This is a genomic window from Cyanobium sp. WKJ7-Wakatipu (assembly GCF_024345355.1).
In the GTDB taxonomy this organism is placed as follows: domain Bacteria; phylum Cyanobacteriota; class Cyanobacteriia; order PCC-6307; family Cyanobiaceae; genus Cyanobium_A; species Cyanobium_A usitatum.
Genome location: NZ_JAGQAY010000047.1, coordinates 1 through 10,271 on the forward strand (window position 1 = coordinate 1; position 10,271 = coordinate 10,271).

Annotated in this window: 12 protein-coding genes; 5 read left to right on the top strand and 7 right to left on the bottom strand. The window is 59.8% G+C overall.

What is annotated here, in order from left to right; genetic code table 11:
- Positions 1-213: 213 nt before the first annotated feature.
- The 6 genes from KBY83_RS14710 to KBY83_RS14735 form a co-directional block, all read right to left on the bottom strand.
- The gene (locus tag KBY83_RS14710; RefSeq protein ID WP_255020318.1) at positions 214-1,284 is read right to left on the bottom strand and encodes a type III polyketide synthase; all 1,071 of its coding nucleotides are present in this window, start codon (positions 1,282-1,284) and stop codon (positions 214-216) included.
- Between the two features lie 6 nt (positions 1,285-1,290).
- Positions 1,291-2,472, bottom strand: coding sequence for an NAD(P)/FAD-dependent oxidoreductase (locus KBY83_RS14715; protein ID WP_255020319.1), 1,182 nt, complete (start codon positions 2,470-2,472; stop codon positions 1,291-1,293).
- Positions 2,456-3,193 carry a methyltransferase domain-containing protein gene (locus KBY83_RS14720; protein WP_255020320.1) on the bottom strand — a complete coding sequence of 246 codons (738 nt, stop codon included), beginning with the start codon at positions 3,191-3,193 and terminating at the stop codon, positions 2,456-2,458. The genes KBY83_RS14715 and KBY83_RS14720 overlap by 17 nt, the downstream gene beginning before the upstream one ends.
- A 148-nt stretch (positions 3,194-3,341) precedes the next feature.
- Positions 3,342-3,578 (bottom strand): chlorophyll a/b-binding protein, encoded by a 237-nt coding sequence (locus KBY83_RS14725; RefSeq protein WP_254943026.1) that lies wholly within the window; start codon positions 3,576-3,578, stop codon positions 3,342-3,344.
- A gap of 174 nt (positions 3,579-3,752) precedes the next feature.
- Positions 3,753-3,896, bottom strand: a complete 144-nt coding sequence (locus KBY83_RS14730) for a chlorophyll a/b-binding protein (RefSeq protein ID WP_106501944.1) — start codon at positions 3,894-3,896, stop codon at positions 3,753-3,755.
- A gap of 123 nt (positions 3,897-4,019) precedes the next feature.
- Positions 4,020-4,697, bottom strand: coding sequence for an AhpC/TSA family protein (locus tag KBY83_RS14735; protein ID WP_255020326.1), 678 nt, complete (start codon positions 4,695-4,697; stop codon positions 4,020-4,022).
- 109 nt (positions 4,698-4,806) lie between these two features.
- Here KBY83_RS14735 and KBY83_RS14740 point away from each other — a divergent pair, with 109 nt between their 5' ends.
- The 4 genes from KBY83_RS14740 to KBY83_RS14755 all read left to right on the top strand — a co-directional run bounded on the left by KBY83_RS14740 (position 4,807) and on the right by KBY83_RS14755 (position 7,606).
- Positions 4,807-5,868 carry an SDR family NAD(P)-dependent oxidoreductase gene (locus KBY83_RS14740; protein WP_315858999.1) on the top strand — a complete coding sequence of 354 codons (1,062 nt, stop codon included), beginning with the start codon at positions 4,807-4,809 and terminating at the stop codon, positions 5,866-5,868.
- A gap of 22 nt (positions 5,869-5,890) precedes the next feature.
- Entirely contained in the window at positions 5,891-6,118 is a 228-nt protein-coding gene (locus tag KBY83_RS14745) for a hypothetical protein (protein WP_255020321.1), read from the top strand.
- Positions 6,119-6,325: 207 nt separating this feature from the next.
- Positions 6,326-7,015 (top strand): DoxX family protein, encoded by a 690-nt coding sequence (locus KBY83_RS14750; protein WP_255020322.1) that lies wholly within the window; start codon positions 6,326-6,328, stop codon positions 7,013-7,015.
- Between the two features lie 27 nt (positions 7,016-7,042).
- Positions 7,043-7,606 (top strand): pyridoxamine 5'-phosphate oxidase family protein, encoded by a 564-nt coding sequence (locus KBY83_RS14755; RefSeq protein WP_255020323.1) that lies wholly within the window; start codon positions 7,043-7,045, stop codon positions 7,604-7,606.
- A gap of 347 nt (positions 7,607-7,953) precedes the next feature.
- On the opposite strand, the gene KBY83_RS14760 is transcribed toward KBY83_RS14755, so the two are convergent.
- On the bottom strand, positions 7,954-8,388 hold the full coding sequence (locus tag KBY83_RS14760; protein ID WP_255020324.1) for a DUF1499 domain-containing protein: 435 nt from the start codon (positions 8,386-8,388) through the stop codon (positions 7,954-7,956).
- A 108-nt stretch (positions 8,389-8,496) separates the two neighbouring features.
- Here KBY83_RS14760 and KBY83_RS14765 point away from each other — a divergent pair, with 108 nt between their 5' ends.
- Positions 8,497-10,044 carry a deoxyribodipyrimidine photo-lyase gene (locus KBY83_RS14765; protein ID WP_255020325.1) on the top strand — a complete coding sequence of 516 codons (1,548 nt, stop codon included), beginning with the start codon at positions 8,497-8,499 and terminating at the stop codon, positions 10,042-10,044.
- The last annotated feature ends 227 nt before the right edge of the window (positions 10,045-10,271 follow it).

Consider the following 10,271-nt stretch of genomic DNA (forward strand, 5'->3'; position numbering starts at 1 on the left):
CTCACAACTTCCCGCTTGACCTTGCAGCAGCTACTGCCACCCCCGTGGCACTGACCGCACCTGCAATCGGTTGATAGTCAACAGCCCAGCTACGGCTGGGTAATACGGAATCCCAAAAGCTCCCTTGAATAAGGGGGCTTTTTTGTTGCCTGGGTGGTGGTTGCCCAAGTTGTACAACAAGCCTGGATGGGAAAGCAGTGGTCAGAAACGCAATCAGGTGGCCTTTTGCAACATGAGCAATGCCGCTTCCACTGCGAGACCGGGACCAAAACCCAAAGCCAGGCATGGGCCGTTGTGGTCTGGTGAGGTGCGCAGCCGCTCCAGCACAAACAAAATAGTTGCCGACGACATATTGCCGAACTGACGTAATACCGCAGTGGAGAGATCAATCTGGCCGGGTTGCAACCCGGCGCTCTCTTGTACCGCCCCAAGGATGCGGGGCCCGCCGGGATGAACGGCCCAGGTTTCTATTTCCGGCAACGTCACCCCCAGGCCCGCCAGCCACTGCTCCAGCCAAGGGCGCAGCTGGGCGGCGATGCGACTGGGGACTTTGGATGAAAGAACCATGGAAAAACCATGATCTTCAATGATCCAGCCCATCAGGTCTTCAGTGTCGGGTAGCACCGTTGAAGATGAGGCGACTAGCTGCAAGCCTGTTTTATTGGTTGAGCCCACACCAGGGCCATCGGCAGCTACCGCCACCACCGCGCCGGCACCATCAGCGAATAGGGCATTGGCCACGATGTGGTCCGGGTTCCAGCCCTCCTGCAAGTGCAAGCTGCACAACTCCACTGCACACAGCAGCACGCATGCACTGGGATCAGCCTCCACAAAGGCCCGTGCCACCCGCAGTCCGTTGAACGCCCCGTGGCAGCCCATGAAACCCACATGAGTTCGGGCCACATCCATGGCTAGTGGCAGGTTGGCGATTAAGGCAAGGTCGAAGCCAGGGGCCCCAAAGCCCGTGCATGAAACGGTGATTAAGTGGGTGATCGCGCTGGCCTCGATACCGGCATCCTTAAGCGCTAGACGGGAAGCCTCTAGTGCGAGCTCAAGCGCTGCCGGTTGGTAGCGCCTCATCCGCTCAGCCGTTGAGGGGTTGCCGGAGTCAGGCAGGGGAATGCAGTGGCGGTGCATCACCCCCGAGCGCTGGTAGATCCTCTCCAGCAGCCGTTGTTGACGAGGGCTGGCGTTGCCCATTTGCGGTGCAAGGGCCAGAGCTTCTTGCTGGCTGATGCGCCTCTGGGGCACCGCAGTGCCAAGACCAATCAAGGACAAGGGCATGATTGATCAGTCCGTCGAGCAGGGCAGGGCGGGCCGCTGCAGAAGCCCAATCATGGAGCCGGCGACCGTGGGGAAGCTCCCCGCCAGCCTGTGCAGCCCCCAGCTGATCCTGGGGTGCCGCAAAACCACTGCCAGCACTCGGCATGATCTCTGCTTCTGTGCCACCCAGCGGCGGTGAAGGCGCCGCCACTCCGTCTCAATTGCCCCATCCCAGTGCTCCAATCCGCGCAGCACTAGAGGCAGGGCAGCTAGTGAGGAGGTCAGAGCCCAGCCCATGCCTTCACCGGTGAAGGGCTCCACATAGCCGGCGGCATCACCAAGTAGCAGCAGCCTGTGGCCCGCAAGCGGAATTGTGCGACGACTGAGCGCTGCGGTGAGTTGCCAGGCTGCTTCTTTAAGGCCAGGCAGAGTCGCAAAGCCCGCTTCAGTCAGGATTTTTTGGCAAAGCAGGGCCGCACCACCAACGGAGCCCAGCATGGGCCGATCGAAGGCGCAGGCCAGGTTGATCTCCCCGCTCTCTACCCGCACCAGACCCACATAACCGCCCTGGCCTACAGCCATCTGCAACACCCCGGGAGCCAGCTCGGCAGCTTCCCCTGGCAGTACGCACCCTGCGCCAATACGACTATGGGGCTGGATGCTGGTGCTGATCTCAGCCTCGTTATCGATGGCGCGGTGGCTGAGACCCGCCGCGATCAACACCACCTTGGCGCGGACACTCCACCTTGAAGTGCCTTTTTGCAGCACCACCTCTCGGTCTGGTTCTAAGCCGGTGGCTGCAGCGCCCAGTACCGCCCGGGTGCCCGTCAGCACCGTGGCACCAACTGCAACAGCTGCTTCCATCAGAGCCTGATCCAGGCGAGAGCGGGACAGGACCCGGCCAGCTCCCAGGGCGATCGGGTTCACCCGGCCAGCTACCCCCAGCTGCAGCCGCTCAAGGGATAGGCCACCCTGGGCCGCCACTAGGCCGCCAAGTCCAGCTGTTTTAAGTGCTGCCAGGGCCTGGGGGCTGAGGCAGGCTCCACAGACTTTCCAGCGAGGAAAGAGGCGCTGCTCCACCAGCAAGACGCGCACGCCACGACTGGCCAGACCATGGGCTACAAGGGCGCCGGCCGGTCCAGCACCCACTACCACCACATCCCAGCAAGGCGAAATATGCAACGGTCCGAGTTCAGGCGTTGGCTGCATGCCGGCTCCAGGAGAGCAGGAAACGCTCGGGCCAGAACCGGGTGATCTGGGCACCCACCAGGCCAGCCGATGCGGCCAGCTGCGCCACCTCGTTGAGTTGAAAAGCACCACCCACCGAGAGTGGTCCATCTATGTGCACGATCGCTGAGCGACTCAGCAGCCGGGTGCCGATCCAGGTGAGCAGCAGATCAATGGGGCTGCGGATTAGGTCGTGCACCAACAGCTGATCGAGGGTGGCGGCGGCCATAGAGCGCAGCAGGCTTTCTGCATCGGCTTCCGTGAGGTGATGCAGAAACAATGAGGTTGTGATTAGGTGATAACCGCCAGGAAGGGGGGAATTGATTGCGTCGGTTTGGAAGAAATGAGTCTCCAATCCCTCCGCCTCAGCTGCTTCCCTTGCCAGGGAGACAGCTTCAGTGCTGATGTCGCAGCCATGCACCTCCAGATCAATCCCCTCCCGCTTGGCCATGCGACTGATGGCACGCACTGCGTCGCCCCCACCGCAGGCCACATCTAGGAGGCGCAACCGCCGCGCGGGATTCAGTTTTGCTAATCGACGGATATCAGGAAAGAAGCAAGCAGTGCTGCGGGTCAACGCATTGATGCGGGCTAGACCAAGCAGTGCTTGCTGATGATCCAGAGGATCAAGTCCGGGCTGATCCATCAGCTCTGGCCTTAGCTGCCGCTGACCAAGCTGACTCCATAACTGGGGCAGGGGCACCTCAAGGGCTGCTTGGAGATCAGCAAGTTTTGGCTGCAAATTGCCCCGCTGCAATGCAATCTTGTCGCAACATTAAGATCCAAACATTAAGATCCCAACATTTAGGCCCAAACTGAGAGCATTGCAGCCCATGGCGCAGCTATCAGGCTCAGAAACAGAAGGGAAGAAACTGGGTGCGGCATGCAGCGTAACCGTCTATCAGCGCTCCGAGGCCGATTTGATGAGCGATACCGGAGCCCGTAAGACCTTCTGTGATGATGCCAATCGCGATACCTAACATTGCTGCTCGGCCGTTGAACAGTTCTACGCGTTTGAGCTGCTCCAATAGGATCAATTCTTCGGCCCGATGCTTAAGCCATTCTCGGCCAGCCGGAGTGTTTGTCATTTTTTTGCAACGAAGAAGGAGGAATTGGGCTCAACGATGCTGAGAGTTACGGCTATCAGGATCTCGGGGTCAGATCAGTTGGGCGACTGAGCACGTAGGTGGTCATGCCACCGAGCACCACCACAAGGGCAATCACGGTGAAAATTGCAGCTGTGTAATCGGTTTCCATGGTGATCAACCCAGGCCGAGTTGGGAAAGGATGCCTTGGCCAGTGAGTAGCTCAGTGCCGAGGCCGATTACGAAACCGAGCATGGCTAGGCGACCATTCCAGGTTTCAGCAAACTCAACGAATCCGAAGCGGGAAGCAGAATCAGCCATGAGTGTTGCGGTTTGTTACGGGAACTGTAACGCAATGTGGCGAGGGCCTGGCGGCTAGGGCCAGGCGGCGAGGACCCGTGGGCTTCCACCGGATTCGGCGCTGTCTGTGTATGCCGTTAATAATCAGGCGAGGTAAGGATCCAGGAAGCTGAGCGGCCTTGCCATGGATGCCGAAAAGCCGAGAATGCCGCGATCCTTGTAGCTGTAGAGCAGGGTGTCGTCGTCTTCCAGCAGGAAGGTGCCGCCGCGCTGGGTCAGAAAGTCGTCGCAGGGCACGTAGGTGCGCCAGTTGCCCAACACCTCGCTCATGTTGCGCAGCCGAACCGTGGCCAGTTCGAAGGGGCGCTGGAATCCGGTCCCGCCAGCCCTGGCAAAGAACGAACCTTTAATTGGTGGCAAGGGGCCGGCCTTGATGGTCTCCTCGTCGGCGATTCGCTGGGGAGCCGCTCGATCGCCTGTGTAGCCGCGCAGCACCTCGGCCAAGGTGCCGGGAGAGCCGATGCCGGCGCACATCAAAAGCAGGTTGGGCCAAGGGCCGCCGATCTGCTGCAGACCCTCGTAGAGGCCCAGGGCACGGTGCAGCTGCGGGCCTGCAACCACCTGCAGTAGCTCGCGGGGAAAGCCTGTGAACTCGCAGAATCGATCGGCTCCGGCAGCCTGGCCGATACCGATTGCCAGCACGGCGATCCCGGCAGTCTCCAGCTGCGGCAGGGCGGCAACCAGGGCCTGGGCGTATTCGAGGCTGTCGAAATCCCCCAGTTGGGGTAGCAGAAGCACCAAACGGCGGCGTCCCCGACCCATCCCCGCAACGCCCGCCAGCCTCTCAACCAGGGCATCTGGAGCTAACTCGGTGCTGGACACGGGGATCGCTGCGCTCTTGATATAGCCATCGTGACGCCAAGCCGGCTGCGTGGCGATCCGCCTTTTGGATCAACAGAATCGGGTGTTGCCGGGAATAGGGGCTATGGCCGTTGAGGAGCGCAGTGCTGGAGAGTCACGCAGCATCCTGCTCACCGGCGGCAGCTCCGGGATCGGTTTTGAGGCGGCAACCCTGCTGCTCCAGGCCGGTCACCACCTCACCATCCCCTGCCGGGATGGGACCACCGCCGCGCTTCTGCGCCAGCGCCTGAGCGACAAGATCGATACCCCTAGCTGCGATCTGGCTGATCTGAGCAGCATCGGGCGCTGTGCTGAAGCCTTGCTGGCCAAGGGTGAGCCGATCGATACCTTGGTGCTCAACGCCGGCTTGCAGTACAGCGGCATGGTCGAGCCCCGCTGGTCGGCCCAGGGGTTTGAACTCACCATCGCCGTCAACCACCTGGGTCACCAGGCCCTGCTGCAGCAACTTTTGCCCCTGTTGATCGGGAGCAAGGCACCTCGCTTGGTGGTCACCGCATCGGAGGTGCACGACCCCACCAGCGCCGGGGGAAAAGTGGGCCTCCCGGCTGGCCTCGGGGATCTTGCCGGTCTGCGTCAGGGCCCTGGGGCGTTAATGCTGGATGGCAGCGCCAGCTTTAGTGCCGAAAAGGCTTACAAAGACAGCAAGCTCTGCAACCTGTTGATGGCAAGGGAGGTGGAGCGGCGGCTGAGGGAGCAGGGCACGCATCTGCCGGTGCTCGCCTGGAGCCCGGGGCTGGTGATCCCGCGCAGCAAGGGGGGCTTCTTCCGCTACAGCCGCAGCCATAACCCCGCGGGCCAGGCCCTGTTCGCCTTTGTTGCTCGCGACCTGCTGCGGCTCACCGAAACTCCCCAGAGGGCTGGCGCCCTGCTGGCCGGCCTCGCCGATGGCTCAAAACCGCACGCCAGTGGATTTCAATACTGGAGTAACCGAGTTGTGGGGCCGGGTCGGCTGCGTTTTGAGACCAGCCAACCCAGCGCGGAGGCCTGCTCCGACCCACTGGCCCGGCTGCTGTGGGATCTCAGCGCCGCATCAACAGATCGAAAAACCACGTTTCATATTTCTTCATATTAAGATTCAGCAAAGCGGAATGCCGATGAACGACTTGCTGGCTGTCATTTATTTGGTTTTCTTTGCGGCCATCGCTGGCGGAGCCTTCGCGCTGATGTCCCAAAACTTGCGTAGTTCCCAGGAGAGAGATTCCCTTCAAACCCCTCGTAGACGCAGCAGGGTTCACCCAGAGGCTCCCCAGCCCGGCGAAGAGGTGCTTTACGTAGATTTCAGCCGCGAGCGTTTAGAGCAGATGTATCAGCAAACCCCTTGATTTTTGAAGTAAATATGTTTTTGCTGTAAGATTATAGTAGTAAAGTTGTAGCAGGAAGTCAGGCTAAAAAGTCTTTAATTGCGCCCTAAAATATTCTCCATGAGTGGGTATTTTCGTCGCAGCCGCTGCTTGGGCCCCCGATGGGCCGCTGGATGCTTCACGTTTCTTCATCAAGCTTGCCAGGATTGGTGAAGCAATCAACCCACCATGTCCACCCCCCTGCTTCTTGAGCTGTTTGGAGGCTTCCTGGCTGCCTGTATGGCCCTTTGGTTTGTGGCCCTCAGCCGCCCTGCTGATCAACCGGCTGCAGCCCAGAGCCCTGCAAATGCTGTATGGATCACGACTGGTCAAGCCCAACGGATCCGTTCCGTTCTAGAGGCCTATTTGTTGAAGCCAGGCGTAGTTGCGTCGCTTGGCCTGCTGCTGCTTCGCTTGGCTATCGGCGTGATGATGATTCACCATGGCCATGAAAAACTTGCCGATCCACAGCAATTTGCCAATACCTATGTGGCATCTCTGCACCTGCCATTCCCCTTGTTTTTCGCCTATGCCGCTGGCTTTTCCGAGCTGATCGGCAGTTGGTTGGTAATTCTCGGCTTGTTCACGCCCGTTGGAGCGCTCGCCCTCACCGGCACGATGACAGTCGCCGCTTACCAACACATCCTTACGGCTGGGCTAAATATTTACGTGCTCGAACTGGTCGTTCTCTACCTCGGCGGCAGCCTTGCACTGTTGCTTGTTGGTCCTGGCCGCTTTTCATTTGATGCTGGCATGCTGCCGGGTCTGCTCGTTAAGCCAACCGTTCGTATCAAGCCAGAAATTTCTGCTCCCTCAGAAGGCATTTCAGGTTTGACCCCTGCTTACGTGCAAATCAATGCCAGCAATTCAACCCGCTGAGGTTGCTGGCCGTTTTGGGGAGGCCTAATGGATAGTCTTCCCCCATGGCGTCCCCTTTTGCGAGCTGCCCTGCAGAGGGAGGGCAGATCCTCCAGTAGCCGCTGGCTGCAACTTGCAACTGTCGCCAGCGATGGCACCCCCAGGGTGCGCACCTTGGTATTTAGGGGCTGGTCAGCTCCAGCCGTTCTGGATTTGTTCACTGATGGTCGCAGTGAGAAAGCCAGCGAGCTGCGAAATTTGCCAGACGCGGAAATCTGCTGGCTTTTGCCTCGGGCTCGAAGCCAGTTTCGATTGCGCTCAAGGCGCTGTCAGCCTCCCGCAGCGGAGTTGCTCAAGCAGCGTCAGCACCACTGGCAAAACCTCACACCTTCCTCTAGGGCCCTATGGGGCTGGCCGGAGCCAGGAATCCCCCTCGATCTGGAGGCAGCCTTTCCCCAGGAACTTGACGACACCACACCGATGCCTAGTCACTTTGAACTGTTGAGCTTTGAGGTGCATCAGGTTGAGTTGCTAGAGCTTGGCGGGCAACCCCACCAGCGCAGGCGCTGGTGCGCCTCTGGCTCCTGGTCTGAAGAGCTGCTGAACCCTTGATTCGGCCATTTGGGAGTGGTTCGTCACGCCCAGAATCCTTAAGGAGTACCTTTAACTTGGTATAAACGCAGTTGTATGAGAATTACGCGGTGCAACGGTGAGCACCTAGTCGCCCTTACGTCATCAGAGGCATCCAGTTTGGTTGATGCCTGTGCCCTATTGGCACTGGCTTCTGAGGCTGCTCCTCAGGCAGCCCTGCCGCCAGAAATGGCCACCCTGCTTGGTCAGTTGTTTGATGGCTTGAAGTCAGCCACTGAAACACCAAAGCCCGCCCAAAAGCACCCATCAACGCCTCCCTCCTGAACAAAATCGGAGTTCGCTCCGAGCAGGTTGGCGGCCAGCTGATTTCATACCTTTGGAGCTGGTATGAGCGCTTTTCGCAAGATTTCCAGGCGTTTGCTGTTGACGCCCAGATCTGAATCGCCAAGCCGAGAGACGGAGCGAGCTTGGAGAATTGCATGCTCATTGTCGGCATACAGCTCTAGATCGTCGACGAAGCCAAACAGGGAGCTGGTTGCGGTTGCGTGCAGATAGCCCTCAGCTCGCTCGACAACCTTGGTGGCGCCCATCGCTTCAATCACGGGAATCAGGCTTTCGAGAGCGCTTTGGGGAGTATCTCCGCTCCTCTGCTGGATAGGCCAATCCGCCCTTGCGCAGTGCGCTGGCGTGGCACAAGGGGCCAGGGCGCCGTCGTGCACACCTAGGTCGATTGGTACCGGACCAACGATGTGAAACAGGGCGAGGCTCAGCACTACGGCCAGATGCTGCAGCAGATAGATCATCGCGGGCTCAGGTGGGGGAGATGGGAAAGGTGCCACCGTAACCAGGTAGGGCCGCCTGCCTCACTCCAGATTGATTAAAATGCAAATGAGGTTTTAGCCTCTGACGCCATGGGGCCGCTGCAAATCGTTTGGTTCAAGCGCGATCTGCGCAGCTTCGATCACAGGCCCTTATTGGAGGCGTCGCTGCGGGGACCAGTGCTGCCGCTCTACGTGGTGGAGCCAGACTTGTGGTTGCAGCCAGACAGCTCCGCTCGGCAGTGGGAGTTTTGCCGCGAATGTCTAGTAGAGCTGAGAGCGGCTCTTGCCGGTCTTGGCCAACCACTTGTGGTGCGCATCGGTGCGATTGAGCAGGTGCTGGAGCGGGCCCATCGCCAGTTTGGAGTAGCTGGCTTGTGGAGTCACGAGGAAACTGGCAACGGCTGGACCTACGCCCGTGACCTGCGCGTAGCGGACTGGGCTCGCCGGCATGGCATTGAATGGCAGGAGATTCCTCAATTTGGTGTCACTCGACGGCTAAGTAGGCGTACGGGTTGGGCAAAGCGTTGGGAGGAGCGCATGGCCGAGGAGCTAACCGGTGCGCCGCTCCGTCTCACCCCGCTGCCCGGGCTCGACCCTGGTCCTCTGCCAGTAGCCGAAGAGCTAGGGCTGGAGGCCGATTTCTGCCCTGGGCGGCAAAAGGGAGGGCGAGCCCAAGGCTTGAAAACCCTCGCCTCCTTTTTGGATCAGCGCAGCCGCTCCTACCACTCCGGGTTGTCTAGCCCCAATACGGCCGACGTCAGCTGCTCGCGCCTTTCCCCCCATCTCAGTTGGGGCAGCTTGTCGATGCGGGAGGTAGTGCAAAAAAGCCGCCTCCGCCGCCAGGCTCTTGCGGCAGTCCCCTGGCGGCGCTCTCTGCAGCGCTTTGATGAGCGCTTGCATTGGCATTGCCATTTTATCCAGAAGTTGGAATGCCAGCCCAGCCTGGAATACAGCGAGCTCCATCCCCTCACTGCCGGACTGCGTGACAGCAATCAAGAGCGTTTGGCAGCCTGGGCAGAGGGGCGCACGGGGCTTCCTTTTGTGGATGCTTGCATGCGCTCCCTGAACGCAACCGGCTGGCTGAATTTCCGGATGCGGGCGATGCTGCTTTCCGTAGCCAGCTATCAGCTGTGGATTCCCTGGCGGGAGAGCGGGGTCCATCTCGCCCGTCAATTCGTTGACTATGAACCAGGTATCCACTGGAGCCAGTGTCAGATGCAATCTGGCACTACCGGCATCAATACAATCCGCATATACAACCCGCTAAAGCAGGGCCTAGACCACGATCCAGAAGGTGTTTTCATCCGCCGCTGGCTGCCAGAGCTTGCCCATGTGCCCCCTGTTTATCTGCACACCCCCTGGACCATGGACGACCGCACCCAGGCTCGGCATGGAATAGGGATCGGTCGCGCCTATCCCCTGCCGTTGATCGATTGGAATACTGCCGCTGCAGTAGCCCGCGATCGAGTCTGGGCCCTACGGCAGCAGCATGGCTTTGCTGCAACTGCTGATGCCATACAGAAACGCCACGGTTCAAGGCGTTCCGGTCTGCGCTCCAGCAGCAGCGGACGGCGAAGCAAGTTGCCTATAGACCAGCTTTGCTTCGATTTTGTGGGAGATACGGCTGGTGCTCAGTAACGGATTCATTCCGTTCGAGGGCTCGCGATTACAAGAAGCTCAACTACATCTGCGTTAGTCGCGGCGACAAATATCGTTGCGGCCTTGGCAGAGGCTATCTAGCAGGGCTGATTCAAAGTCTTAGCAAGGGTTGGGCTGTGTCCTGCGCATGACCATCGCCATCAGCGCCGTGATGTCGTGCATCACCGACTGCATCCCGGTGCGGATCGATTGAAAGCCTGCCAGCC

Bases quoted from the DNA above. Each gene is read 5' to 3' on its own strand.
- KBY83_RS14760 (WP_255020324.1), bottom strand. From the start codon at position 8,388: ATGATCTATCTGCTGCAGCATCTGGCCGTAGTGCTGAGCCTCGCCCTG.
- KBY83_RS14745 (WP_255020321.1), top strand. From the start codon at position 5,891: ATGAACGACTTGCTGGCTGTCATTTATTTGGTTTTCTTTGCGGCCATC.
- KBY83_RS14750 (WP_255020322.1), top strand. From the start codon at position 6,326: ATGTCCACCCCCCTGCTTCTTGAGCTGTTTGGAGGCTTCCTGGCTGCC.
- KBY83_RS14735 (WP_255020326.1), bottom strand. From the start codon at position 4,697: ATGGGTCGGGGACGCCGCCGTTTGGTGCTTCTGCTACCCCAACTGGGG.
- KBY83_RS14710 (WP_255020318.1), bottom strand. From the start codon at position 1,284: ATGCCCTTGTCCTTGATTGGTCTTGGCACTGCGGTGCCCCAGAGGCGC.
- KBY83_RS14755 (WP_255020323.1), top strand. From the start codon at position 7,043: ATGGATAGTCTTCCCCCATGGCGTCCCCTTTTGCGAGCTGCCCTGCAG.
- KBY83_RS14765 (WP_255020325.1), top strand. From the start codon at position 8,497: ATGGGGCCGCTGCAAATCGTTTGGTTCAAGCGCGATCTGCGCAGCTTC.
- KBY83_RS14730 (WP_106501944.1), bottom strand. From the start codon at position 3,896: ATGGCTGATTCTGCTTCCCGCTTCGGATTCGTTGAGTTTGCTGAAACC.
- KBY83_RS14715 (WP_255020319.1), bottom strand. From the start codon at position 2,472: ATGCAGCCAACGCCTGAACTCGGACCGTTGCATATTTCGCCTTGCTGG.
- KBY83_RS14725 (WP_254943026.1), bottom strand. From the start codon at position 3,578: ATGACAAACACTCCGGCTGGCCGAGAATGGCTTAAGCATCGGGCCGAA.